We start from the raw sequence: 26,794 nt of genomic DNA on the forward strand, positions 1-26,794 counted from the left end.
CAAAGTAATGAGATATGATTTATAAACAACACCATCAATTGATTATCTTGAAAAGGATTAGCTCCATGTGCTCTGCAACGGTATCTCGACTTTTTGCCCTTTTTATCGTGGGTATCATGCTGATGCCATCCCCCACCTACAGTAAAATAAGTGCAGCAACTCATACAAGCTCATTTACAGGTGCTTATTTAGCTGGAAGGGTTGCAAATCATGAAAATAAAACAGAACTTGCTATCAATTATTTTAAACAAGCACTGGTTTATCAACCTGATAACATTGAAACACAAAAAGAGCTCCTTGAAGCTATGCTCTCGGTCGGAAACTTTAAAGAAGCTGTCCAACAAGCCCAAAAACTCAAAGAGAACGATGTTATAACTCCCTTTGTTTCCTTAACTTTGTCAGTAGAAAGTCTCATCAAAAAAGACTATAAGAATGCCAAGACTCTTCTCCAATTAAAAGAACTTCCTACGTCCAATAATCCAATACCTGAACTCATCGGCGCTTGGATTACATTTGGATCTGGACAAAAATCTCAAGCAATCGCTGATCTTAAGAAACTCAAAGGTCCTGTCTGGTATGACCTTTTTATATCTTATCATCTAGCACTTATGAGCGACCTTGCAGAACGGCCAAAGGATGCAAAAAAATATTTCATTAAAGCACTGAGTAACAAACAGGGAACTCTTATCGCTCCTAATACTTATGAGCGTATTATCATAGCCTATGCCTCATTCCAATTGCGCCATAGTATGCGCAACCAAGCTCTTCAAACAATCCAGCATGGCGAACAAATGTTGTCAGGTCGCGAAGTCCTTAAAAACTTTCGAGAAAAAATTGAAAAAAATGCTTTCTTAGAGAGAGTTATTAAAACACCTCAACAAGGAGCAGCCGAGGTATTATATAATTTTGGAACAGCCCTCAACTACAAAAACTCAGGGCGAATTGCACGTATTTTTAAGCAATTATCTTTCGCATTATACCCTCAAAATGACGCAACACTGTTTCAGCTCGCACACATTTCTGCTAAATTGAACGATCCACATCAAGCAATTAAACTTTATCGCGCTTTATCCCCTAAATCTCCTTATTATAAAGATGGACAACTTCATCTTGCATTCCTTCTTGCCAATAACAACAATTACAAAGAAGCAATAAAATTACTCACATTGTTAAATAAAAAATTTCCCAATGATCGTAATATTTTGATAACGCTCGTTGCTTTTTATATGCAGGACAATAAATTTCTTGAGGCCATTAAAACTCTAGACTACGCTATTACAAAGATAAAAAACTTTCAGCAGGACGATTGGAAACTCTTTTATCAACGTGGTATTGCTTTTGAACGTTTAAAGCAATGGCCAAAAGCAGAAATTGACTTGCGAAAATCACTTGAATTTTTCCCAAACCAACCGCAAGTTCTTAATTATTTAGCCTATTCCCTTGTGGAACGTGGTGAGAAGCTTGAAGAATCGCTCCGTATGCTGCAAAAAGCTTCTGCTTTGCAAGCTCACAACAGTCATATTCTCGATTCTTTAGGATGGGCTTATTATAAACTAAAAGAATATAATAAAGCAGTGCAAATATTAGAAAATGCTGTCAGATTACAACCTGAGGACCCAACACTGAATGATCATTTAGGGGATGCCTATTGGAAAGTTGGACGTAAACGTGAAGCAATCTTTCAATGGAACCACGCAATTGACGGAAAACCAGAAAATTCTGAACAAATTCAAGAAAAGTTGAAATTTGGTTTGCAATAAATGATGCTTAACCATAAACCACATGAAATAATAAATAGAGAAACTAAAATTACTTTGGTTTTTTGTTTAGTCCAATATAAAGAGTATAAAGCGTGAAACTGCCTGAACATCTTAACCCCAAACGTTCTTTTCAGGGACTAATCTTAACTTTGCAAAATTATTGGGCACACTATGGATGTGCAATTTTGCAACCTTACGATATGGAAGTCGGAGCTGGGACTTTTCATCCAGCAACAACATTACGCTCTCTAGGTCCACGCCCTTGGAAAGTTGCTTATGTCCAACCCTCTCGACGTCCAACAGATGGCCGATATGGTAAGAATCCAAATCGTTTACAACACTATTATCAATTCCAAGTGCTTCTCAAACCCTCTCCGCTCAATCTACAAGAACTTTATATAAAGTCGCTACAAGCTATCGGGCTTGATACAAAACTGCATGATATTCGCTTTGTTGAAGATGATTGGGAAAGTCCCACTCTTGGTGCTTGGGGGCTCGGATGGGAATGTTGGTGCGATGGAATGGAAGTCTCTCAATTTACTTATTTTCAACAAGTGTGCGGCATTGAATGCGCTCCAGTTTCAGGGGAACTCACATACGGTCTTGAGCGTCTAGCGATGTATATCCAAGGGGTTGATAACGTCTATGACCTTAACTTTAATGGTTTGGAGGGAGAAAACAAAATAAGTTATAGAGATATTTTTTTACAGGCAGAACAAGAATACTCATATTATAATTTTGAATTTGCTGATACAAAACTGCTCCATCAGCACTTTATCGATGCAGAACGCGAATGCAGCGCACTTCTTGATGCTGGAAAACCAAATAAAGAAAATGTATTCCATCGCTGTGTTTTTCCTGCCTATGATCAATGTATTAAAGCGAGCCATATCTTTAACCTTTTGCAAGCACGTGGCGTTATTTCTGTAACCGAACGACAAAATTACATTCTTCGCGTTCGTAATCTCGCGCGCCGTTGTGGGGAAGCCTTCTTACTCACAGAAGCTGGACAAATATACACTGGAGAAGCCTAATGTCTGATCTTCTTCTTGAACTTTTCAGTGAAGAAATCCCCGCACGTATGCAACGAAAAGCTGCTGCTGATCTTAAAAAATCTGTTACAGATCAACTTGTGAATGCTGGATTGATCTATGAAGCTGCTCGTGAATATTGGACACCTCGTCGGCTAACATTGGACATACGCGGACTTTCCACACGCTCAAAAGATATCCATGAAGAACGCAAAGGTCCCAGTATAAAATCACCACAGCATGTAATTGATGGTTTTCTACGTGCAACAGGATTAAACGATATTTCTGAAGCGCATATTGGACATGATGATAAAAAAGGTCATTTTTATATTGCTAAAATTGTTAAAAAAGGTCGAGCAGCAGAAGAAATTATTGCCGATATTTTACCGGATATTATCCGCAACTTTCCGTGGCCGAAATCTATGCGTTGGGGAAAAGATTCAGCACAAAGTGGTACTTTGAAGTGGATTCGACCTTTACAAAACATTCTTTGTATTTTCGGACCAGAAATTGGTGAAACACATGTTATTCCATTTACAATTGGTTCTCTTAAAAGCAATAATTTAACTTATGGTCATCGTTTCTTAAGTGATGGAAAGCCATTTCAAGTGCGCCGCTTTGATGATTATGTTACTCAACTTGAAACTCATAAAGTCATTCTGGATGCCGAGAGACGAAAGAATATTATTTTAGCTGATGCCCAAAATCTCTGCTTTGCAAACGGTTTAGAACTGGTTCAAGATAATCCTCTCCTAGAAGAAGTTGCTGGTCTTGTTGAATGGCCTGTTATCCTGATGGGTGATTTTGAAAAATCATTCCTTGATATTCCTCCAGAAATTATTCGCTTGACCATTCGAGCCAATCAAAAATGTTTTGTCACCCGTAAACAAGGAGAAAACGTAAAACTTTCTCATCATTTTATTCTCGTTTCTAATATTCTTGCAAATGATGAAGGCAAAGAAATTTCGAAAGGAAATAGTAAGGTTGTCCGTGCCCGTCTTTCCGATGCACTTCATTTTTGGCAAACTGATCAGCGTGATTTGCCTGATCTTCAACAATTGGAATCTTCTATAAAAAAATTTGAACTTGATATAAAAAAACCTCTCGATCAAAGAATGGCGCGACTTGATCATTTGAATGTAACTTTTCATGCTAAATTGGGTACGCAAGGTGCAAGGGTAGAACGCATTGCTACACTCGCACAAGAAATTGCCCCTTTGATACAAACAGATCCTCTTTTAGCAAAACGTGCAGCCATCCTTGCAAAAGCTGATTTGCAAACAGAAATTGTCGGAGAATTTCCTGAACTACAAGGTGTTATGGGGAAAAAATACGCCCTTCTTCAAGGGGAAAATCCTCGCGTAGCTGTAGCAATCGAAGACCATTATAAACCTCAAGGTCCAACAGATCGTCTTCCACAAGAACCACTTGCTATAACCGTTATGCTCGCCGACAAAATTGACATGCTCGTTGGCTTTTGGCTCATTAATGAAAAACCAACGGGCTCAAAAGATCCCTATGCGTTAAGACGAGCAGCATTGGGAATTATTAGGCTTGTACTTTCGCGAGATTGGAAAATCAATCTTATGCCACTGTTTCAGTTAGCAACGAATCTTTTCTTACAACAAAAAAACAAACATGAAATCTCTCAAAGAGAAAATTCACAATTGCAGAATCTGCTTCCAGAAAAAACAGAATATATTTTATCAGATCTGTTATTCTTTTTTCATGACCGTTTGAAAATCTATCTAAAAGAGGAAGGCGCTCGTTACGATGCCCTTGAAGCCGTTTTAAATAAAGATTCTGATGATTTTTTATTGGTTGCACGTCGTGTCGAATCGCTTATCGCTTTTATCAATACCCATGATGGAATGAACTTTGTAGCCTCTGTAAAACGTACTGCCAATATTCTTGAAAATGAATTTCAAAAAAGCACAACAATAGCGAATGAAATTAATCCTGAGCTCTTTATCGAGAAAGAAGAAAAGCAGCTCTATCATGCAATCTGTGAAGTAGAAAGAAAGGTTCTTGCTCCCATCAATGCAACAAATTTATCATTTGCACTCAGTGTGCTAGCGCCACTTGGAAAATTGATTGATATATTTTTTGAAAACGTATTGGTGAATGATAAAAAACCTGATGTTCGTGCTAACCGTCTTGCTCTTCTCAAACGCACTCACATTGTTACACAATCGGTTGCAGACTTCTCAAAACTTGTCATTTGAAATCAAAGAGCCTATTAACTGGTAAAAACAATGAAGATAAATTTTTCTTTTTTATGACTTTTATTAATTAATACTGAGAAAATTATGCAACCAAAGAGAGTGTTCTTTATCTCTCAAATATCATTAATTAAGATATGTTTTCATTTTGATAAACGATTCTTTCTCAAGAGACTCTTTAATAAGTTCATCTGCCTTGTTAGAATCTATTTCCCTTGCAATAAGGGTACGTGCTGTAGAAATTGCCAAATCAATAGCCGATGAAGAAACCATGCGTATTGCATCCGCTTCTGCTTGAGCGATTTTTTGTTCTGCCAATTTATTACGGTTCTTTACATATTCTTCTGCTTTTGCACGGGCCTCAGCAATAATAGATTCAACTTCATGCTTTGCTGCTGCAACAATTTCTTGCGCATCTTTTTCTGCTTCTGCATGTTTGCGTTGATATTCAGCTAATATTTCCTGTGCCTCTTCACGAAGACGCAGAGCCTCATCCAGTTCATCTTTGATACGCTTTGCACGCGCATCAAGATGGTGTATAACCCTTTGTGGAATTTGGAAATAGACTAAAAGAGCCAAAAAAAGAACTAACCCAACAAATGCCCAAAAAGTATCAGTCATCTTTGTCTTCCTCAATAATCCGCAGTTTTAACAACTGAACGAACAGCCTCTTTGCTAATATCAACGTCAATCAATTTTTTCACAATTTCAAGAGCTACTTCTTCAGCGATAGAACCAACATTTTGCATCGCTTTATCCCGAATTTTTGCTATCTGTTTTTCAGCATCTGCGAGTTTTTTCTCTAAACTCTCTTCAATTTCTTTCCGTTCAAGCTCTGCCTTTTCTTTTAATTCTTCACTAGCTACCTGCGCTATAGCCTGCGCATTCAAACGCGCTTCTGCTAATTTCCGCTCATAAGTTTCAACGACAATGTCTGCTTCCTGCTTCATGCGCATTGCCTGATCTAAATCAGATGCGATTCGATCTCGCCGTGTTTCAATAACACCACCAATACGTGGTACAATTACACGAGAGATAAAAAGATAAAAAAGACCGAAAGAAATTGCCAACCAGAAAAAATGCGAACCAAAATGCACAAAATCAAAAGGCGGAAACACACGATTTGCATGCTCTGCCACCTTTTTAATATGTTCTATCGACGTTTCAGTGTTCTGTGCATAAGCGCTTGAAACAAACATCTTCTTTCATCCTTTAAATAGCTTATTAAAGCCCTCTATAACCGATGATAACTGACTGACATCTCTCTGGCATCTCTCTGGTTAAGAGCTAAAAGGGTAAATCTTTCCTCATGCAAGAACAGATATACCCTTTTGATGATGATCAAACCCCAAAAAGAAGTAATAAAGCAATGAGCAATGAAAAAATTCCCAAAGCTTCTGTTACAGCAAAACCAAAGACGAGACGTCCAAACTGACTATCTGCTGCTGATGGATTTCGTAATGCACCAGAAAGATAGCTACCAAAAATATTACCAAGTCCTAAAGCTGTTCCAGCCATACCAAAGCAAGCAAGACCAGCGCCAATATATTTTGCTGCAAGCACCATTTCCATGTTATTCTCCTTTAAAGCGAAATTGCATTATTCGACGGAATAACCGCCAGTTTTATTAATGTCCTGGATGAATTGCATCATTAAGATACATACAAGTTAAAACCGTAAAGACGTAAGCCTGAAGGAATGCGACCAAAAACTCAAGTGCAGTAATTGCTACAGTCATAATAAGCGGTAAAACCGAACCACCCACACCTACGAGTCCTACCCCAATCATTGAAACAACAAACCCAGAAAACACTTTAAGCGTAATATGACCAGCAAGCATATTCGCAAAAAGACGAAGAGAAAGACTAATTGGACGGGAGAGAAAAGAAATAACCTCAATCATTGTCACCAGAGGCAAAACCACAACAGGAACTCCACTGGGAACGAACAGTTTCAAAAAACTGACCCCATGCTTATAAAAGCCATAACCAATCACCGTCAAAATCACCACCATTGCTAACGAAAACGTGATCATGATTTGAGATGTAATCGTATAAAAATAAGGAAAGAGACCAATAAAGTTAGCAACTAAAATAAAAGTAAACAGAGAAAAAACTAAAGGAAAAAACTGCATCCCCTGCACACCAGATGATTCCCGCAGAGTCGATGCTACAAATTCATATGCCATTTCCGAAAGAGACTGCATCCGCGTTGGAACCAATCCACGACTCGATGACGAAATGAAGAGAAAAATAGAAGTTACAACAACCGTAAGGACTGTAAACAATGATACATTTGTAAACGATAAATCCATATTTCCTATGGAAATCTTAATCAGCCTTGAAACCTCAAACTGATGAATAGGATCTGGAGCGTGCGTTGTCACTTCAACCTCATTTATCGGACCTCTCATTGGCCCCTTTATCTTGTTTTTGGCGCAATGCGCCTTTTTTTCCTAATTGACTGGAGGAAACATACCCCACAGACCGAAGAATACTCAATACACCAGCAGCAAACCCAAAGAAGAGAAAAAATACTAATCCCCAAGGCCATGAACCTGCTAACTTATCAAACCCCAACCCCAAAACAATACCAACTATAACACTTGCCAGAAACTCACTGGAAAGCTTAATTGCGCCTGCCATCCTTCCTTGTGATTTTTCCCGCTTATTCTTATGCTCCCGCTTCTTTAATGCTTGCTTGCGCACTAAAGCTACGCTTAAATTCCTACTACGACATTCCAAATCCTCTGAATGAAGACACTCTCCTTGCTTTTCCTCTTCAGCCTCCTTACGGCTCATAACGGGTTTCTCGCCCATCGCCATCATTGGCTCCTTAATTAAAAAGCAACGTAAGAATACATTTCATAAAACCGTGTGTATCATATTGTTCCCGAATTTATTCGTCAAGATACTAAAAGAAATCTATCACAAGTTATCGTATAAATTTTATTGCAGAAATAACGTATTTTTCAATTTACATGCTTTCTTAAAAAGATATTCTGAGCACCTAAACCGATTTCACGACAGCACCCGTGAATGTATAACAAAAGTTCCCGTGAATAATATAAAACTCATAGAACAACCATTTTTACGCTTAACGAAAGGTGTCAACTGATACCATCTTATTTTCCGGCTCCCAATGTTATATCAATCCTAGTTTTGAAAGAGAACATAGAAAGCTAAAAAACAGTATGAGAGCGTTAGTTTACACCTTTTATTCAAATAAACTTGCACTTTTTATTTTATGAAAATAATAATCAATGGTTTCTATATAATCCTATTCGCAAAGTATTTTACATATGCCATTACAGGCCCCATCACGAAATGAGCTTGAGGGTATTAAGAGAAGTTCCTTTAAATACAAGATATTAATAAATCTAAAATTTCAAATAGATTAAGCCAATAGAACACAATAAAATTTAAATACGATTACCATACCACTTTATACAATTTTAATCCACTTTTATGAACTTCGCTCTTTACAATTGAATATCGGTAGATTTAGCAAGTATTTTTGCTTTTTATTCAGACAAACTATCGTAAGCAAAAGCGCTTATTCATAATCTTTATTTTTATGAAACGATAATCTAATACTGCTTTTCACACAAGCATCATAATTATATTCCCCTACCCTCATATTGCATCTATTCTTGCACTTAAATAACCCATTAAGAGGATTATGTACTCTTTCTTAAATACTCCCTATCACACTCTTCTCATGACATGCAAATAAATGATCATCAATAAAATTAAAACTTTAGCAAATAAAATTTTAATTTTATGAAAAGAAAGATCATTGAAAAAACTTACTTTTAAGATTCTTAAGTATAGATTTCATTCACTCAAAAAATTAAAGAGTTATCATTTCTTCTTGGAACGTGTCGCAAAAGGATTATCAGAGGCTCGTAATGATATGCGAACGGGTATACCAGACATATCAAATGTTTCACGTAACCCATTGACAAGATAACGCAAATACGACTGTGGCATACTTTTGGGACGCGAGCAAGAAATCATAAATCCAGGAGGACGTGTCTTAACCTGTGTGATGTATTTAACCTTAAGTCGACGTCCAGAAACAGCAGGAGGTGGATGATGTGCCACAACAGTTCCAAGCCATTGGTTCAATTTAGCCGTCGAAATGCGACGATTCCATACACGGTGCATCATCATGACATTTTCCATCAGTTTATCAATCCCTTGACCATATTGTCCTGATAAAGGAACGGCTCTCAAACCACGAACTTGAGGAAGAAATCGAGCACATTTTTCATGCAAATCAATCAATGTAGTCTGACTGTTTTCAATAAGGTCCCACTTATTGAAAGCAATAACTGGAACACGCCCTTCACGAATCACAAGATCAGCAATTTGTAAATCCTGCTTTTCAAAAGGTATCGTTGCATCAAAAACAATGACCACCACTTCTGCAAAACGAATAGCACGAAAAGTATCTGCAACAGATAGTTTTTCTAATTTTTCTTGAATTCTCGATTTTCGACGTAAACCCGCAGTATCAAAAAGTTTAATATGACGACCACGCCATTCCCAATCTACAGAAATAGAATCACGCGTGAGTCCTGCTTCTGGTCCTGTTAACAATCGCTCTTGTTTCAACATACTATTAATAAGAGTGGATTTTCCTGTATTGGGACGCCCCGCAATCGCAATCCTAATGGGCTTACTTTCATCGTAAATAAGCTCCTCTTCTTCCAAATCCTTTACATCATCACCAACAGATGCAGGCTGTATCATCCTATTTTCTTCTTTGTTGTTGCCAAAAGCATGCTCTGACCCAACAGCATCTATAATTGCATCACGCAGATCACTAAGTCCCAAACCATGTTCAGCCGATATTGGGCACGGCTCTCCCAAACCTAATGACCACGCCTCATACTCTCCTCCTGTTGCCGCTCTTGACTCAGACTTATTGGCAACAAGCACAATTGGCTTTCCTGATTTGCGAACCAATGAAGAAAAATTTAAATCACTTGGTGTTATTCCGCTCTTTGCATCAAATACAAATAAAATAAGATCCGCTTCATCAATTGCAACTTTTGTATGAGAACGCATACGCCCCTCGAGTGTATGATCACCTGCTTCTTCCAGCCCAGCCGTATCAATCACATCAAAACGTAGATCTTGAAGTTTTGCCGCATGAATACGCCGATCACGTGTTACACCAGGCTTATCATCAACCAAAGCCAATTTTTGCCCAACCAAACGATTAAATAGTGTCGACTTCCCAACATTGGGACGACCAATGATAGCAATGGTAAGGCTCATCGATTTATTCCTTATTTGCCTTGCCCTCAGCTTGTATAAGCTCAAGCATCATTCGAGCCCGATCTGTTATTTTTGAACCCAAAGCACCTTCTTCAGAATTTTTTTTAAAATAATAAACCGCCTCATCCATTTTATCCGCCTTATAGGCAGCTAAGCCTAAAGCTTCTCTTGCAGACATACGCATAGGATCGGTATCACTTGCCATATCTTTGATGCGCTTTTCAACATCAGCTAATGTCCCTGTATCAACCAGAATATAAGCCGCCCGAATTTTTGCAACTTTCTGCAAAATCTGCGGTGCTTTCTCATCCGCTGCAATAGAATCAAAGATCTCCACTGACTTAATAATATCACCTTTCTCCATGAGTAAAGAAGCCTCACGTAAACGAGCAAGAAAAGGATACCCCCCAAAATGAGAGGTTTTAACAGTTTCTAATTGCTTTATCGCTTTATCAAAATCACGTGTATTCGCAAGATCAAGACTCTTTACAAATGCATCACCAATATAACCAGCTTTCTTTATTTGCGTATGATGATAAACTTGATAAGCAACTATCATGAATATAAAAAGAATAACTGCTCCAATAATTGAAAAACCATACCGTCTCCAAAAAGCAAGCGCCTTTTCCTGACGAAATTCTGCATTCACTTCAGCAATAAAACTATCATACGACATATATCATACCTTGAAAAAAGTTACTTTATCTGTGCTTTTACGCATAAATGGATAAAGATGGTAGTCCTAATTAACTAAAAATCTTTAAATTGCTCGTTTATTTATTTTAAATCAACATGTAGCCAATTCAATCGGATTTTTGCAACAGTCTTAATCGAAAATGATATAAGCACCCTGTTTGTACATATTACAGCTTTTACATATATTGAGTCTTATGAAAAATTCACTGCCTTAATATTTATCATGATTGCCTATCATCTCAAGCAGATTTTCTCCCCATTATATAGAGAGATAATCTTTTAAAGTCTTCAACCGCAATCGTTGGTTGTATTGGATTATAGAATTATAATAGAAAAACCACTTCTTGAAAAAACTTAAAAAAGGTAAATTTCCATGAAAGCCCCTTAAAACCCAATAAATAAATTTTTATCTGTATCAAAAATACCGAAGCGCCATGATTAAAGTGTGGTATAATTCCAAATCTTCAGTTAAAGCTCTTTATATAAAGTGTATCCCTTCAACTTATCTTCATACGATTAACAACCTTTTGTAATTGATCCTTAAAGTTTCTAAAAATATCCTATTGTAAGGGCCAAACCCACATAAGCATTGGAACAGCAATAATAACGATCAACACCGCCAATGGAGCACCCAAACGTGGATAATCACTAAAACGATATCCTCCTGGCGCCATCACGAGCATATTACTTTGATGTCCAATAGGTGTAAGAAACTCACATCCCGCACCAATTGCAACAGCCATCAAAAAAGCTTCAGGCTTATAATGAAGGGAATGAGCAAAACTTGACGCAATTGGTGCTACCATCATCACTGTTGCTGCATTATTCAAAAATGGCGTAACCAACATAGCTGTCACCAACATAAGCGCTAAAGCACCAGATGGCGGGAAAAATATTGCCAATTGGCTCAGCCATTGACCAATGAGATCCGTACATCCTGTTTTCTCTAACGCTTCACTCACTGGAATAAGAGCCGCTAATAGTACGAGTATTGGACCATCTAATGCCTGATACAGATCACGCGCGGGCAAAACACGAAAGATCACCATTGCAGCAGCAGCAGAAAAGAAAGAAAAAGCAACTGGAACAATATGAAAAGCTGTAAAAATAATTGCTATAAATAAAACAGCTAAAGAGATGAAACCATGTCGTAAATTTCCAAACACAATATTTCGTTTTGCTAGGGGCAAGCATTTCAATTCTCTTAATAAATTGGGAATAATTGCATCCTGTCCTTGCAAAACAATCACATCTCCAAGATGGAAAATAATATCATCAAGTCTTCCCCGCACCCTTTCATGTTGACGACTTAACGCAAGTAAATTTACATTATAGCGATCAAATAGGGAAAACTCTTTCGCACTAATACCAATAAGAGGTGAATTATGGGTAATGACTGCTTCAATAATATCAATGTCACTGTCCTTATCACCTGCAGCAATAGTTCGCCCCTTAGAAAACTCTAAACGAGCAGAGTTCATCACGCTATCTAACCCTGTATGTGACCCTTCCAGCAAAATAATATCATTTTCAGACAAAACAAAATCTGGTAATGGTGAAATAGATACTTTGTTTCTGATAATTTGAATTACCATAACATCACCACTTGATGGCTTAACCAAATCAACAATATTTTTCCCCACAATCGGTGAATTTATTGGAATATGCGCTTCTGCAACATAATTACGGATATCAATGGCATCATCAAATGATACACCTGAACGCACACGCACAGGCAAAAGCCAATAAAAACAGACCAAATATACAACACCAGCCGTCGCAATAACCGCACCAACTGGTGTAAAATCAAACATAGTAAAAGGTGTTCCTGCTAAACGTTCTTGCATCGCTGAAATAACAACATTAGGAGATGTTCCTATCTGTGTCATAAGCCCTCCCAACAAAGAACCAAAGGCCATGGGCATCAAAAAGACAGAAGGAGAAACCTGAGAACGACGTGCAAACTGAAAAGCTATCGGAAGCATAATCGCCAAAGCACCAATGTTTTTAACAAACATTGATAATACGACAACAGAAAGAACCAAAAAAGCTAATTGAAGACGCACCGATTTCACATCTGGCCATATCCGTTGAATAATAAATTCCATTATACCAGAGCGAGATACAGCAGTACTGACAACAAACACACTCCCCACGATAATAACGATATCATTACTAAAACCGCTAAACGCTTCCTTCGGGCTAACAAGACCAAGGGCACAAGCTATTAATAATGTACAAATAGCAACAAGATCATAACGAAATCGATCCCAAATAAAAACAACCATCATGAGACCAATGATCGAAAAGGCCATTATTTGATTTTCTGTCATAACACTCACTTCTCCCCATTAAATTATAATGAACAAAAACATATCTTTTATGTTTTAAATATTCCTATAAACAGCAGCAAGATAAAAGCAGACATCGGAATATTTTAGGATAATTTTAAAGTGATAAAAAATTATGATGCGCATAAACTCACCTCTCCTTATTATGCGTGCTTTTCTATAAAGTGCTGAACCCAAAGAAAATTGATAAAAGTTGATAAAGCTATATTGCAAAAAAGATGAGAATAACTCTAATATAGAGCGTAGATAATTGTTGAAACTGGTACACGCTATATTTAAACCTTTGTCGTTGCTTAAAAGAATTTATCTTCACTCTCAATTCACAGAGTGATAAAAATGAAAGAAGAAAGAATGGTCAATCTTAATAGTGGGTATCAAAGTAACCTCAGATATTGGCTCACTTGCATTATTGGATTTGTTGCTATCTTGGCAATTATAATTGTTGGTGGATTTTATATCGCAAAACCCTATCTTGACAGTTTTGTAAGACAAGAAATAGCCCGTCGTGCCATAAAAGCCGAAACATCTGAAGTAAGCATTCTAGGTAAAGTCAACTTGAAGAATGTGACATTACCCGTTCCAGCTGGTACATCACTTAAAATTGGTGCCATTTCTGCCCGTCCTCCTCTTTCCTTTATTCCCGGAACTTTTACATTTTATAATGTTGATTTAAAGCATAATAATATTCATGTGCAAATTCCCCAAATTTCTCTTCGGAGTGTATCCCTAAAAGAAAAAGATAGAACGATAACATCACGTCTTTTACAATCAATGATGCGTATTGAGCTTTCCTCAATTATTGCTCCCAATATACAACTTTCTATAGAAAATAAAAATAACCAAACAGAAACGGTTGAAATCAAGAATTTCCAGCTTTCTGATTTTAGAAATAACCATATCCGTTCAGTTAGTATCAAAAATATGGATCTTAAAACGGTCGTAGCAAATGGTGCCAAACAGATGCAATTTATGGCTAAAAGTGATACAATAAAAGCCCATGATATCGACATCAACTATGCCTATTCTATCATTTTTGGAAAAAACAATGCTCTCAATCAAGGTAAAACCGTTACTGGCCCCATTTCTCTGAATAATATAAGTGTCGATATTTTTGAAGAAGCAGAAAAAAATAGCTCTTTCTTCCTTGGGCAGTTTAAAACATCTGGTTTAAAGATGAAACCGCTTGAACAAACTCCTGAAAAATTAATCAAAGCTTATCTTAATGCAAGAAAAGAGAATAATAAAATCGCTGAAAAAGTTGCACAAAATGGTCTTCTTCTAAACATACTGCTCGCCATTACCTCAGCGGATGCCAAAGTTGATAATATCACCGTTGATATACCGCAGTTGAAAGCAACGCTCGAATCATTCCAATTCAAACCAAGTTTGTGGAAACAACCTATCCCTAAAAAGCTTTTTCTTTCTCTCAACAACCTTTCCATTCTACCTAAAAAAATGAATGAAAAAGACTTAGAGTTTTTCAAAAATCTGAACTTTGAGCGCTTTAATGTTTCAGGAAAAATTGATATTTCTTACGATGAAAAAAAACGTATGCTCTTTCTTGATACAATGTCTTTCAATATGAAAAACGTTGGATCTGGGAACATCTCGGCTAAGGTTATTGATGTTGATGAAAAGCTTTTTTCTGGTCAGAAAAATATAATGATTGCTGCGTCTCAAGATCTTGGCATTAATGAAATTGATATACAATATACTGATGCAGGTTTCATTGATAAGCTTTTTTCTTATCTTGCGCAAAATCTTAATGACAGCCAACATGATCTTAAAAAGGAACTTTATGACGATTTCTATCTAATGATGACGCAGACCCCAAAAATTCTGCTAAAAAATCATGACGAAGCAGAAAAAATTTCAAAATCCTTAGGAGAATTTGCTAAAAATCCACAAACATTGATCGTTAAAATTAAAGCAAAAGATAATAAAGGTCTCGCAATAGTTGATCTCGAATCTGCTCTACAAAATGATCTATCCAAGGCTTTAAGCAAAGTACATCTTACTATTAAAAATGAAGCATCGCCTTAAACATTTTGTGCTTTAAACATGATGATCTTGTCTATAAATTAAGAACTTTATTCCTCTTTTTTCTTTTATATGATACAGAAGGTATCATACAGAGTTATTTATACAGAGAATATAGAATCTAAAATTGTCGATGCTTGGAGTTGTTCATGTCTGGTTTATCTTCAAATCGCCTGCCTAATCGCGCTTCTCGTGTCACCAATCAAGCGCTTTCTGCTATCGAGCGTTTTCTCCATATTGAAGCTCTTAGTGGTGTTGTTCTTTTATTAGCTGCTGCTTCTGCACTTATTTTTGCCAATTCTAAATATGCTGCTTTCTATGAATCTTTTTGGCATACACCTCTTGGCTTTAATTTGGGTCATTTCACTCTTTCATGGGATTTACATTTCTGGGTTAATGATGCCCTTATGACTATTTTCTTTCTCGTCGCAGGAATGGAAATTCGACGAGAAATTCATGAAGGTGCTCTTGCCGATTTTAAACAAGCAATCTTACCAATTGTTGCTGCAATAGGGGGCGTTTGTGTTCCTGCAATTATTTACTTTATCTTCAATTTTAACGAGGGACATATGCGCGGTTGGGCTGTGCCAACAGCAACAGATATTGCCTTTGCTCTAGGTATTCTTGCTCTTCTAGGAAAAAAAATTCCTTCTAATCTTCATATTATTCTTCTATCATTAGCGATTATTGACGATATTATCGCTGTTCTTATTATTGCTTTTTTCTACTCAACAAACATTGATCCTAGCGGTTTAATGATTGCAGGAGCGGGTATTGCTTTGGTACTATTTTTTCAGTGGATCGGGCTTGCATCAGCATGGCTTTACATTTTACCTGGTGCAATCATTTGGTGGGGTTTAATGGCAACAGGCGTTCACCCATCGCTTGCTGGCGTAATCTTAGGGATGATGACTCCCGTTCTTCCTACCCGTACTCTTGTAGCGCCACTCACCATGCTCAGTAACGCTATGCAAATTCTTCAAGAAAAAAATACAAAAACAGATCTGCATCATATTTCAACAGCATTAAAAAAGATGCGCAAAGGACAACGGGCCATGATTGCCCCAGTAACTCGTGTTCAAAAAGCATTGCATCCATGGGTTGCATACGTTATCATGCCGGTTTTTGCCTTCGCAAATGCAGGAGTAAGTTTTGCAAACTTTGATCTTTCTTCTGACAAATCATTCTTGATTGTTCTGGGTGTTGTCATTGGTCTTTTCATCGGTAAGCCTCTTGGTATTATCACTGCCAGTTATATAGCTGTAAAATCAGGACTATGCCGCCTACCCCCTCATATGACCTGGACAGGTGTTTTACTCATTGGTTTTTTAGCAGGAATTGGCTTTACAATGTCTATCTTTGTTTCAATGCTCGCTTTTAAAGATATTATTCTGCTTGATGCGGCAAAAATTGGGGTCCTTTGTGGCTCTGGTTTATCTGCCCTTATCGGTCTGGGATATGGATTTATTTATATTAAGCGCAATAAAGGAATTTCTCATAGTTCCTAACAAACTAACTGAAAATACATTTTTATGCAGAAATTCTAAAAAGTAATTTTGCCCATTTGTTCGATTCGGACGATATTTAATGTAAAATCCGTTGTCTCGCCTCATCTTTACACTTATGAAGAAGAAAACTAACGTCATCATACTATTTACTAGCCTCTAATGTTGCAACAACCTTTGACACTCGAGAGGAATCATAAGAGATATTTTTATTCCTTTCTTCAATAATCTTTTACTCATGTACCAGCTCCACTCATGATATACACAGAAATGGTTTTAATTGTTTCAATAAAGGCTTCGTGGTTTCAGAAAAGCTGTTTTTTATTGGGACTATGATTCACTATAAAGAAGAATTTAATTATTATAAATCAATATCTTATGTTTAATAATAAGAAAAAGATAAGAATAAGCAAAGTTCAATAATCAGTTAAGTAATTCCATGGCTTATTTTTCCCAATAAACCACCCTCCTTGTTATTGATTTTATTGCCGGTATTCTAAACAACTTTAATTTTTATCTTCTTAAAAGCACATTATTTTTGGATAAAAATATTCCCGTTTTTTATCATCGACACATCACTTGTCTCACTCCATGAAAGAATTAAACTTGAAGCATGCTTCCATAGGAAGCACTCTAGTTTACGTAATTAACTCGCGGGAAAAAAGAAAACCCTAGTCATTTAGACTATTCTAAAACATATGATTGGTGGAAAAATAGAGCATGTATATCGTTGTTCTCCCCTTTTCGCGCTCTTATTTGATATTTATTTTCTTTTTGTTTAAAGAGCTCGCTCTATATTTCTTGATACCATAAAATACTCTTCACAGATAATTTAAAAAGCACTATTTCCGAGACTTTCGAATTTATACAACGCCACATAAAATACAAAAAGAGTAAAATAATATGGCTATATTTCTCACAAGAAGAGTTTTGCTTACAAAGACCACCATTTGCAAAATATGTAAACACGATAAAGAAACTAGCACGATATACTGAAAAAACGGAAGAATGTATTTCATGCGTGGTTGGCAGTATGACACAGAAAATACTTATAATAGAGTAGTTAAAGGAAGAAAGTTAACCTAAAGAACATATGGAGGTATCAAAAACTTTGAAAATCTTAATTATAATTCAAAAAAGAGAAATAGACATGAAAAAAATTTAATTAATAAAAGCAACACACTTGTAACATTATCATTAATTTTGATCTATAGTTACATAATTTTATGAAAAGTACTTCTGAAGAAGCTATAAACGCATAAGATATAGTAATTTTATAACGTATAGCGTAAACATAAATATTGTCTATAGAGATAGATTTTTTTATTGCCTCATAATATGGAAAAAATTAACTTTTCAAGATACACATAAAGTCATAAACAATCATTTGAAGATAAACTAAACATCTATAGAAAATACATCATCAATTTTACTTTTGGTAATTCCATCACTAATCTAATGAGCTCTAATTTCTCTAAGATGTATAATATTAAATCTGTATTGACGGGGCTGTCCCTCATGCAACATGCATCTTTTGAATAAACACTGTGCACTGCTCCTTATTCCATTAAGGCTTATCGTAAAGACTTCTCCATCCCTATCTATAGGCTCTAAAACGTTTATAGACGGCATATTTTTTATCCCTTCTTAAACAGTTTTTTACCCAAACATCTTTCTCTTGTAATGTATAAGTGACCATTTTTAAATTCATCATGAACAAGTTTAAAATGAGAGAGTTTTGCTGTATTAAATATTCTATTTAAGTTAAAAATATAAATTGTTCTTAACAAAAATTATTAACATATATTAAAGCTTTATGTTATTGAAACTTTGTTGAAACTAAAAAATACTTATCCCTTATCAAGAGCATAAACAGCATGTAATGTTCTAACCGCAAGTTCAGTGTAAGCACTATCAATCAAAATAGAAATTTTAATTTCTGAAGTCGTAATTGCTTGAATGTTAATACCCTTTTCAGCCAAAGCCTTAAATGCTGTAGCGGCAACACCTGCATGGCTACGCATTCCAATACCAATCACAGATACCTTGGCGAGATCGCCTTCAAATTGGAGAACATCAAATCCAATTTCTTTGCGATTCTTCTCAAGAAGTGTAACGGCTTTTTCTACATCTGATGATGGTACAGTAAAAGTCATATCAGTTTTTGAGCCATCTTCAGAAATATTTTGCACAATCATATCAACATTAATGCGTTCTTCAGCCAAGGGACCAAAAATTGCTGCCGAAATCCCTGGACGATCGGCAAGCCGACGAAGGGAAATTTGTGCTTCATCTTTGGCAAAAGCAATACCAGTAACATTTTGTTGTTCCACAATTTCATCCTCATCGCAAATAAGTGTTCCAGAAGAACTCATTGAATCCTCCATGCCTAACGCATCAGGATCCTCAAAACTTGAACGCACAAAGGTACGAACCTTATGAACCATTGCTAATTCAACAGAACGAACCTGTAAAACCTTTGCACCAAGAGAAGCCATTTCTAGCATTTCTTCAAAAGCTACTTTTGGTAAACGACGCGCTTTCGGTTCTATACGTGGATCCGTTGTATAAACACCATCCACATCCGTATAAATATCACAGCGATCAGCTTGTACAGCAGCGGCTATAGCAACAGCACTTGTATCTGATCCCCCACGCCCTAAGGTAGAAATCCGGTTATCCGGAGCTAACCCCTGAAAACCAGCAATAACGGCAACCTGACCTTCCTGAAAACACTCGATTAAAAAAGATCCATCAATATTAGTAATACGTGCACGGCCATGCGCATTGTCTGTATGAATAGGAATTTGCCAACCAAGCCATGAACGTGCATTCACCCCCATTTCTTGAAGTGTCAAAGCCAACAATCCTGAAGTAACCTGTTCACCAGAAGCAACCACAACATCATATTCACGAGCATCTCTATGCATGGAGGAAGCATCACTCGTCCACTGAACAAGTTCATTTGTTTTACCAGCCATCGCGGATACGACAACGGCAACCTCATTGCCTGCATCAACCTCTCTTTTGACATGCCGTGCAACATTATGAATACATTCAATGTTTGCTACAGATGTTCCACCAAATTTCATGACAATGCGCGCCATTAATAACACTCTTACCTTTACATCTCTTATCTCAAACAGTAATGAGAATTAGATGCTGTATCAACTAACCATTTTCTCGACATAGCGAATATCTATCATTTGTGCAAGTTTCATTATGATTATATTAATTTCTCTTGACTTTGTATAAAATCTACTTGACCTGATCATTAAAAATAAAAGGAAGGCAACATGATCGATGAAACACAAACAACTATTGATCAAAGTGAAATTGATCACTTTTCACGTATTGCTACAGAATGGTGGAATCCACAAGGAAAATTTCGACCTCTTCACCAATTTAACCCAACACGCCTTGCTTACATCAGAGAAAAAATCTGTTTAGAGTTTAATCGTGACCCTTCTTCACTTACGCCCTTTCACAATTTGAAAATTCTTGATATTGGCTGTGGAGGAGGCTTGTTATCTGAACCAATGGCACGTCTTGGTGCTATGGTTGTAGGCGTTGATGCTGCACAAACAAATATTGAAGTCGCAAAAACCCATGCTGCTCAAAATGACCTTTCCATTGATTACCGCACGACGACAGCAGAAGTACTTGCCAATGAAGGAGAAAAATTTGATATTATCCTTAATATGGAAGTTGTTGAACATGTCGCTGACGTTAATCTCTTCATAGCAGCTACAGCAAAAATGTTGAAACCACAAGGGTTGATGTTTGTCTCAACACTCAACCGCACATGGAAAGCATGGGGGCTTGCTATTGTAGGCGCTGAATATATTCTACGTTGGCTTCCTAAAGGAACCCACGATTATAAAAAATTCCTAAAACCTCTAGAACTTAAAAATTTCTTATCAAAAAACGCTCTGACTGTCATTGATGAGATAGGTATTACTTATAACCCTTTAAACGACAGCTGGAATCGCTCAAAAGACATGGGTGTTAACTATCTCCTTCTCGCAAAAAGGTCGTAAGGATATGTAATTTACAAATATTATATGCCTTGTAATAAAGAATTCAGCTTTCCCTCAGCCTCTAAAGCATAAAGATCATCACAACCGCCAACGTGATAATCACCTATGAAAATTTGTGGAAATGTATTACGTCCATTTGCACGCTGTACCATTTCTTGGCGAAGGGATGTGGAAGCATCAATATCTGTATACTTTACGCCTTTTTTATTAAGCAAATCACGTGCTTTTGTACAATAAGGACAGTTAGGGCGTGTATAAATTATTATCTCTTTCATAGTATTATCCTCCAATATTTTTTAATAATATTCATTTTAAATTCCTCTTAAGAAGAGGGAAAAATAGAATCTTCTTTGAGAACACGCGAAAATGTTAGCACATCAACCTGTCGTGCACCTGCATCTTTTAATGCAGCAGCTGCTGCTGTAACTGTTGCACCCGTTGTAAATACATCATCAATCAGCAAAACAGAACATCCTTTGAGATATTTTTTAACTTTATGCGAAACCTTAAAAGCATTTTTTACGTTAAGTTTTCTCTCTCTTGAAGAAAGACTAACCTGCGGACGGGTATGCCGACAACGAACAAGCCAACTCGGTTTTAAAAGCTTTTTTTGTGATGCTGCAATATAACGTGCAAGCTCAGCAGATTGATTATAACGCCTCTCCCAAAAACGACGAAAATGCAATGGAATGGGAATAATAACATCACAATCATCAATAACCTCGCGTCCAGCAAACATCATCCAATTGGCCATAAATGATGCCAATTCTATATGATCACCATATTTTAAGCGCGTTACTAAAGTTCGTGCAAGCCCTTTATGAACAATGACTGAGCGAACACGTGAAAAAGGATGAGTATTACGGAGTGCTTCACCACTAAGAAAACCATCCCCCATATCACAAACAAAAGGAGTCCCCATAACAGGACAATAAGGTTTCGTGATAAATTGAAGGTCTTTCCAACATTCGGAGCAAATCGTACCATAAGTAGAAACATTTTGCTTACATCCAGGACAAATTGGTGGATAAAGCATCGTTTTCAAGCGTTCAACGAACTTACTTAGTATATCCCCGCTATTTAACGCCGCTTCTCGAAAATACAACATTATAAATTTAGGCTTTTACAAGTTTCCCTCAAAACAAAAGTTCCTTTGTATTTCCTCAATTTATAATTTTAATTCCTTTAAAAACTCTTACCTTCTATAGATTTATTTTCTTTCATATTATAAACTTGACAGAGCTTGCACAAATAATGAACCTTTTCAAAATATATTCTTTCATAGATCGAAAGTGTTCCACAATATGTCGCATCCTTTAATTTTTGATCATAACCGCATTGAACAATTCCGAAAACGTGCCTTTCAAAAAGCAAAAAAAGGATGTGACTTTTTACTCTCTCACATGGCAGAAGATCTCTATAAACGCCTTAGCACTGTTGATCGCCTCTTTACATTAGCTCTTGATTTACACAGCCATACAGACCTTGCTGCGCAAGCTTTAATGAAATCTGGAAAAGTTTGTTCCATAGAACGCATTGAAACCGATACGCTTTATCAAAGCCATGATAAAAAATTCTATTTACGTCATCGAGAATTTCTTGATTTACCTCAAAGTTACTGTGACCTTATTGTTTCACTTCTTTCATTACAATTGACCAATGATACCCCTGGTGTTCTAAGCCAGATAAAAAATACCCTTAAACCAGATGGCTTATTTCTTGCTGTTATGGCAGGAGCTGGTACATTAAGAGAATTGCGGGAAAGCCTGCTGCAAGCTGAAAGTGAAATTTATGGTGGAGCAAGCCCTAGGATCTACCCTTTTGCCGACATTCGTGATGCAGGCGCTCTTTTACAGCGTGTTGGCTTTGCCCTGCCTGTAGCAGACGTTGAAGATATCACAATACGTTATAATACAATGTTTGACCTTATGCACGATCTTAAAGCTATGGGAATGCAAAATGCACTCATCAATCGTTCACGACGCCCTGTATCCAAACGTTTTTTTCTCCGCGCAGCTGAAATCTATGCACAACAATTTAGTGATCCTGATGGACGTATTCGTGCACATTTTTCTTTCATCTGGCTCTCTGGTTGGGCTCCTCATCCCAACCAACAAAAACCCCTACAACCTGGTTCAGCGCAAATATCTCTTACAGATGTTTTACAGCAAAAAAAAATATAACCTAAAATTATTTTTTTAAAATACTTTTATCTGTTGTCCGTAATATTTGACTAGTGACCGTTCCAGCTATCATTGAATCGCTCACGTTTAGAGCAGTCCGTCCCATATCAATTAGCGGTTCAATAGAGATAAGTACAGCAACCAAAGTAACAGGAAGCCCCATAATTGGTAACACAATCAATGCAGCGAAAATAGCACCTCCCCCCACACCAGCAACACCAATAGAACTCAATGTTACAACACCAATAAGCGTAGCAATCCAAGTAGGATCAAGAGGATTAATACCCATAGAGGGTGCAATCATGGTCGCAAGCATCGCTGGATAAAGACCAGCACAACCATTTTGTCCAATTGTTGCCCCAAAAGAAGCTGCAAAACTCGCAATGGATTGTGGTACACCTATCCACTGTGTTTGCGCTTCAATATTCAAAGGAATACTTGCAGCACTTGAACGACTGCTAAAAGCAAATGTTAAAACTGGTAAAACCTTTTTGAAAAAACGAAAGGGATTAATCCCAGAAATACCAAGCAATACACCATGAATTCCAAAAATTAAAATAATACCGACATAAGAAGCAATGATAAAAACCAGTAAATTTAAAATATCTGCAATACGCGATATTGCTCCTACTTTCGTCATAAGTGCAAAAATACCATAAGGCGTCAAAGCAATCACAATACGGACTAACCGCATAATCCAAGCTTGTGCCACTTGAATAAATAAAAGCGCTTTTTCTCCTTTTTCTGGCTCATCTTTCTTTAAAAGAAGAACCGATGCACCTAAAAATGACGCAAAAATAACAACACTGATAATTGACGTACGTTTAGCTCCACTCAACTCAGCAAATGGATTTTTAGGAATCATAGACAAAATCATCTTTGGTATATTCATATCTCCAAGTTTAGAAATATGACCTTCAAGAAGAGCAGAAACATTTTGCCCTTCATGCACCAAACCCTCGGTTGTTAATCCAAAAAAATTAACCACAAGCACACCAACCAATGCTGAAAGAGCCGTTGTAAAAAGCAATATTGAAATTGTTATTATACTCATCTTTCCAACAGCATAAACAGAATGTAAATGAGCAACTGCTGAAACGATAGAAATAAAAACCAGTGGCATAACAATCATTTGCAACAATAAAATATAGCCTTCACCGACAATGTTAAACCATTCAACGGATTTCAATAAAGTGCTTTCACCCTCTCCATAAATAAACTGCAAAACACTTCCAAAAATCAAGCCAAGGATAAGCCATAGCATAACACGTAGTGAAAGACTCCATTGCATTTTCTTACTTTGAGAAACCAATAATAAAAAAATAACAAATAGAAATAAATTGACGAAAAAATTAAATGTCATTGTCTATGCTCACTATTATTATGGTTGACATAAATAATCTGCATAATTCAAAATCAATGCATGATATTTAAAATTAACCTATAAAGCTTACAAGGCTTTTACAAAATCATTATTTTTTTAATTTATAGATTAAAAGAGAATTTTTTATCTACTAATAACTGTTTAAAGAAAATAAATAAAATTATTTTCTTATTCTTTAAATTTATGCTCTTATAAAATAGTTAAATAAGAAAAATATAAACAACATTCATTGCATCTTAATACTGAATAATTCCAGCGTATCTTATCCTATAAATGTCCTTACCACTCTCTTTTGCTATTTGAACTGAAGCGAGCTTTCCAAGAAAAGATGAATTAACAATCGAACATTCATGATTTTTCTAGAAAATACACCAACAAGCTACTTCTGCTCATTTTATGGACTGCACTCTCAATAGCTTTGATCAGCACTTCAAGTATAATTATTTTATTGAAAATACCTTTTATACATTCTTTCTTTGCTCTCAATGAAAGCTTTTTTATTTTTCAAAATTCTTTTTATAGTCATAAAAAGGTTTTTAAAGACAACATGTTGATTTATAGTCATAATTTACTGTTTGCATATTAAATGAGAGTCCCGAATCACATAAGATTCTCTCATTTCAAACCTGTTTATCTTGAATCAATCAAAATCATTTGCTTGCACGTCACAAGCAGGGCAGGTATGTGGATAAAAATGTATGAGAAAGGAGTAGAAATACCTCTTATGAAACGTCTTAATGCAAGAGTTGTCGAAACATTGAAGGGCGGAGCTTGAGTAGCAAATATAAATAATATGATTGCTTTTTATAATAGCGCAGTAAAACTTTTAACGATACCTATTCATATGCTGATCGAACAACACGTGCACGTGCTGTAGATAATTTTGTCATTTTAGATACAAAAAAGATAAGTTGGAGTTATAATGTTAAGCAAAAACTAATAAGAGGAAGGTTTTTGAATTTGAAGAGGCATGCCTCACGCAAAGTTCGTATCGCCCTTTTACACGACAATGGCTTTATTATAGTTGTATCTTCAATGATGGAGTTTATCAGATACCACATATATTCCCTATGGTGCCAGTAGTAGAAAATAGAGTAATACAAATTATAGGCATAGGAGCACGAAGCGTTTTTTCTGTGTTGATAGCTAAGAATTTGCCTAATCTAGATGCAATAGATACAGGTCAATGCTTTCCACGGTATCTTTATAAAAACGTTGAATCTCTGTAACTGATCGTGATGAGAAACAGTCCCTTTTATTTACAAATTCTACAGAAGAAAACACAACAGCTGGTTTACAGAGGCGTGATGCCATTACGGATGCACTTTAAAGCTGCTTATCCTAGTGAGAGCATAACAAAGGCGGTTACAAATTTCTAGATAATGAAAACAATGGAAAAGACTGAGGGTATATGATTAAAATGAGAGGCTTTAAGCCTACAAATATTATAAATTTTATGAATAGTACAGTTATAAAGCATTAAAAGAAGCTTTAAAGTAAATTTACAATATATGGGAGATAATTAATCGTCTATAATAAATTGCGCTCATACTGATAAAAATTATTCTGCTATAGAAATGTTGTTCTTTTTTGAATTTTTATGCGTATTCAAACACTCATTCGTTACAAGCTCAATCTCTTTATCTCTTTCATCTTTATCAAGAATAATAGTATTTTAATATAATAACCCCTTTGCATACAAATAGTTATTTCTTATCTATGAATAGCTTATAATTTCATATAACCCTATGAAGATAATATTTTTATTTATTAATATTTAATGATGTAATTAACACATTCATTCTATATATTATCATCTTTATTTCTATCTATTTATATAATATATTTCTTTTTTCTATAAAAATAAGCTTGAGTTATACATACATAGATCTATCGGTATTTTTTCTACTGTCTTTTTAGCGCACTGAAAGATTGATATCATAATTTTTGTATAATAAAATGCTCTTTCATATAAGCATCGTATATTGAATTATAATAATTGACTATTAACCGCAAATTATATTTTTTTATCCCTTTTAAAAGTGAAAAATATTATTTTCAGACCTATTCATAAGTAGATGAGCCAAGTGAATAAAAAATGTTTGATAATAAGCTTTATCTCTTATGAACTATCTTTAGTACAAAGGGACAACATTACGATTACGGAAATATCGTGATATTATTGGGTATAAAAATCACACTGCCCAAGAGATTTTTGTATTGTATCCTTTCCGTTATGAGAAATGTTAAAAGCAAGGTAGGATATGCTCTCTAGAGCAAATGAGTGAATGAAC

General features: G+C 36.1%; 19 protein-coding genes and 1 pseudogene. 8 read left to right on the forward strand and 12 right to left on the reverse strand.

Annotated features, from left to right (window positions below; translation table 11 throughout):
• The first annotated feature begins 65 nt into the window (after positions 1-65).
• The 3 genes from ACFILD_RS09145 to glyS all read left to right on the forward strand — a co-directional run bounded on the left by ACFILD_RS09145 (position 66) and on the right by glyS (position 5,016).
• Positions 66-1,760, forward strand: coding sequence for a tetratricopeptide repeat protein (locus ACFILD_RS09145; protein ID WP_273790402.1), 1,695 nt, complete (start codon positions 66-68; stop codon positions 1,758-1,760).
• Between the two features lie 92 nt (positions 1,761-1,852).
• Positions 1,853-2,794, forward strand: coding sequence for a glycine--tRNA ligase subunit alpha (locus tag ACFILD_RS09150; RefSeq protein ID WP_375606430.1), 942 nt, complete (start codon positions 1,853-1,855; stop codon positions 2,792-2,794).
• A complete protein-coding gene (gene glyS, locus ACFILD_RS09155; protein WP_273790400.1) occupies positions 2,794-5,016 on the forward strand; it encodes a glycine--tRNA ligase subunit beta in 2,223 nt (740 codons plus the stop codon). The genes ACFILD_RS09150 and glyS overlap by 1 nt, the downstream gene beginning before the upstream one ends.
• Positions 5,017-5,139: 123 nt before the next feature.
• Here glyS and ACFILD_RS09160 read toward each other — a convergent pair whose 3' ends face one another.
• The 8 genes from ACFILD_RS09160 to ACFILD_RS09195 all read right to left on the reverse strand — a co-directional run bounded on the left by ACFILD_RS09160 (position 5,140) and on the right by ACFILD_RS09195 (position 13,330).
• Entirely contained in the window at positions 5,140-5,634 is a 495-nt protein-coding gene (locus ACFILD_RS09160; RefSeq protein ID WP_273790399.1) for a F0F1 ATP synthase subunit B, read from the reverse strand.
• An 11-nt stretch (positions 5,635-5,645) separates the two neighbouring features.
• Positions 5,646-6,212 carry a F0F1 ATP synthase subunit B gene (locus ACFILD_RS09165; protein WP_273790398.1) on the reverse strand — a complete coding sequence of 189 codons (567 nt, stop codon included), beginning with the start codon at positions 6,210-6,212 and terminating at the stop codon, positions 5,646-5,648.
• A gap of 142 nt (positions 6,213-6,354) precedes the next feature.
• Complete coding sequence (locus ACFILD_RS09170) at positions 6,355-6,585, reverse strand: F0F1 ATP synthase subunit C (RefSeq protein ID WP_005773968.1); 231 nt, start codon at positions 6,583-6,585, stop codon at positions 6,355-6,357.
• A 55-nt stretch (positions 6,586-6,640) separates the two neighbouring features.
• Entirely contained in the window at positions 6,641-7,399 is a 759-nt protein-coding gene (locus ACFILD_RS09175) for a F0F1 ATP synthase subunit A (RefSeq protein WP_375665194.1), read from the reverse strand.
• A 7-nt stretch (positions 7,400-7,406) separates the two neighbouring features.
• Entirely contained in the window at positions 7,407-7,838 is a 432-nt protein-coding gene (locus ACFILD_RS09180; RefSeq protein WP_375631017.1) for an AtpZ/AtpI family protein, read from the reverse strand.
• A gap of 1,038 nt (positions 7,839-8,876) precedes the next feature.
• On the reverse strand, positions 8,877-10,301 hold the full coding sequence (gene der, locus ACFILD_RS09185; RefSeq protein WP_375665161.1) for a ribosome biogenesis GTPase Der: 1,425 nt from the start codon (positions 10,299-10,301) through the stop codon (positions 8,877-8,879).
• A gap of 4 nt (positions 10,302-10,305) precedes the next feature.
• Entirely contained in the window at positions 10,306-10,977 is a 672-nt protein-coding gene (locus ACFILD_RS09190) for a tetratricopeptide repeat protein (RefSeq protein ID WP_273790395.1), read from the reverse strand.
• A gap of 580 nt (positions 10,978-11,557) precedes the next feature.
• Positions 11,558-13,330: an SLC13 family permease gene (locus ACFILD_RS09195; RefSeq protein WP_375631015.1), complete on the reverse strand. Its 1,773-nt coding sequence runs from the start codon at positions 13,328-13,330 to the stop codon at positions 11,558-11,560.
• A gap of 354 nt (positions 13,331-13,684) precedes the next feature.
• Here ACFILD_RS09195 and ACFILD_RS09200 point away from each other — a divergent pair, with 354 nt between their 5' ends.
• Positions 13,685-15,391 (forward strand): hypothetical protein, encoded by a 1,707-nt coding sequence (locus ACFILD_RS09200; protein WP_375654431.1) that lies wholly within the window; start codon positions 13,685-13,687, stop codon positions 15,389-15,391.
• Positions 15,392-15,537: 146 nt separating this feature from the next.
• Positions 15,538-16,896: a Na+/H+ antiporter NhaA gene (gene nhaA / locus ACFILD_RS09205; protein ID WP_273790392.1), complete on the forward strand. Its 1,359-nt coding sequence runs from the start codon at positions 15,538-15,540 to the stop codon at positions 16,894-16,896.
• A gap of 1,847 nt (positions 16,897-18,743) precedes the next feature.
• Here the strand turns inward: nhaA and ACFILD_RS09210 are convergent.
• Entirely contained in the window at positions 18,744-20,000 is a 1,257-nt protein-coding gene (locus ACFILD_RS09210; RefSeq protein ID WP_375631013.1) for an aspartate kinase, read from the reverse strand.
• Between the two features lie 189 nt (positions 20,001-20,189).
• Here ACFILD_RS09210 and ubiG point away from each other — a divergent pair, with 189 nt between their 5' ends.
• Positions 20,190-20,933: a bifunctional 2-polyprenyl-6-hydroxyphenol methylase/3-demethylubiquinol 3-O-methyltransferase UbiG gene (ubiG, locus tag ACFILD_RS09215; protein ID WP_273790390.1), complete on the forward strand. Its 744-nt coding sequence runs from the start codon at positions 20,190-20,192 to the stop codon at positions 20,931-20,933.
• 20 nt (positions 20,934-20,953) lie between these two features.
• On the opposite strand, the gene grxC is transcribed toward ubiG, so the two are convergent.
• Positions 20,954-21,208 (reverse strand): glutaredoxin 3, encoded by a 255-nt coding sequence (grxC, locus tag ACFILD_RS09220; protein ID WP_375631011.1) that lies wholly within the window; start codon positions 21,206-21,208, stop codon positions 20,954-20,956.
• A gap of 47 nt (positions 21,209-21,255) precedes the next feature.
• Positions 21,256-22,041, reverse strand: a complete 786-nt coding sequence (locus tag ACFILD_RS09225; RefSeq protein ID WP_273790388.1) for a ComF family protein — start codon at positions 22,039-22,041, stop codon at positions 21,256-21,258.
• A 196-nt stretch (positions 22,042-22,237) separates the two neighbouring features.
• Between ACFILD_RS09225 and ACFILD_RS09230 the strand changes: the two genes are divergently transcribed.
• Positions 22,238-23,116 carry a methyltransferase domain-containing protein gene (locus ACFILD_RS09230; RefSeq protein WP_273790387.1) on the forward strand — a complete coding sequence of 293 codons (879 nt, stop codon included), beginning with the start codon at positions 22,238-22,240 and terminating at the stop codon, positions 23,114-23,116.
• A gap of 7 nt (positions 23,117-23,123) precedes the next feature.
• Here ACFILD_RS09230 and ACFILD_RS09235 read toward each other — a convergent pair whose 3' ends face one another.
• Positions 23,124-24,479: an L-cystine transporter gene (locus ACFILD_RS09235; protein ID WP_375637515.1), complete on the reverse strand. Its 1,356-nt coding sequence runs from the start codon at positions 24,477-24,479 to the stop codon at positions 23,124-23,126.
• Positions 24,480-25,281: 802 nt separating this feature from the next.
• Between ACFILD_RS09235 and ACFILD_RS09240 the strand changes: the two are divergent.
• Positions 25,282-25,861: pseudogene (locus ACFILD_RS09240) on the forward strand (type ISP restriction/modification enzyme); the annotation flags it as partial.
• Positions 25,862-26,794 lie beyond the last annotated feature (933 nt).

Source organism: Bartonella sp. CL162QHHD (genome assembly GCF_042195435.1).
Classification (GTDB): Bacteria; Pseudomonadota; Alphaproteobacteria; order Rhizobiales; family Rhizobiaceae; genus Bartonella.

What these genes read in the sequence shown, in the direction of transcription:
- ACFILD_RS09200 (WP_375654431.1), top strand. Translation starts at nt 13,685, where the DNA reads ATGAAAGAAGAAAGAATGGTCAATCTTAATAGTGGGTATCAAAGTAAC.
- ACFILD_RS09190 (WP_273790395.1), bottom strand. Translation starts at nt 10,977, where the DNA reads ATGTCGTATGATAGTTTTATTGCTGAAGTGAATGCAGAATTTCGTCAG.
- ACFILD_RS09165 (WP_273790398.1), bottom strand. Translation starts at nt 6,212, where the DNA reads ATGTTTGTTTCAAGCGCTTATGCACAGAACACTGAAACGTCGATAGAA.
- ACFILD_RS09160 (WP_273790399.1), bottom strand. Translation starts at nt 5,634, where the DNA reads ATGACTGATACTTTTTGGGCATTTGTTGGGTTAGTTCTTTTTTTGGCT.
- nhaA (WP_273790392.1), top strand. Translation starts at nt 15,538, where the DNA reads ATGTCTGGTTTATCTTCAAATCGCCTGCCTAATCGCGCTTCTCGTGTC.
- der (WP_375665161.1), bottom strand. Translation starts at nt 10,301, where the DNA reads ATGAGCCTTACCATTGCTATCATTGGTCGTCCCAATGTTGGGAAGTCG.
- ACFILD_RS09170 (WP_005773968.1), bottom strand. Translation starts at nt 6,585, where the DNA reads ATGGAAATGGTGCTTGCAGCAAAATATATTGGCGCTGGTCTTGCTTGC.
- ACFILD_RS09210 (WP_375631013.1), bottom strand. Translation starts at nt 20,000, where the DNA reads ATGGCGCGCATTGTCATGAAATTTGGTGGAACATCTGTAGCAAACATT.
- ubiG (WP_273790390.1), top strand. Translation starts at nt 20,190, where the DNA reads ATGATCGATGAAACACAAACAACTATTGATCAAAGTGAAATTGATCAC.
- glyS (WP_273790400.1), top strand. Translation starts at nt 2,794, where the DNA reads ATGTCTGATCTTCTTCTTGAACTTTTCAGTGAAGAAATCCCCGCACGT.
- ACFILD_RS09225 (WP_273790388.1), bottom strand. Translation starts at nt 22,041, where the DNA reads ATGTTGTATTTTCGAGAAGCGGCGTTAAATAGCGGGGATATACTAAGT.
- ACFILD_RS09235 (WP_375637515.1), bottom strand. Translation starts at nt 24,479, where the DNA reads ATGACATTTAATTTTTTCGTCAATTTATTTCTATTTGTTATTTTTTTA.
- ACFILD_RS09230 (WP_273790387.1), top strand. Translation starts at nt 22,238, where the DNA reads ATGTCGCATCCTTTAATTTTTGATCATAACCGCATTGAACAATTCCGA.
- ACFILD_RS09180 (WP_375631017.1), bottom strand. Translation starts at nt 7,838, where the DNA reads ATGGCGATGGGCGAGAAACCCGTTATGAGCCGTAAGGAGGCTGAAGAG.
- ACFILD_RS09195 (WP_375631015.1), bottom strand. Translation starts at nt 13,330, where the DNA reads ATGACAGAAAATCAAATAATGGCCTTTTCGATCATTGGTCTCATGATG.
- ACFILD_RS09145 (WP_273790402.1), top strand. Translation starts at nt 66, where the DNA reads ATGTGCTCTGCAACGGTATCTCGACTTTTTGCCCTTTTTATCGTGGGT.
- grxC (WP_375631011.1), bottom strand. Translation starts at nt 21,208, where the DNA reads ATGAAAGAGATAATAATTTATACACGCCCTAACTGTCCTTATTGTACA.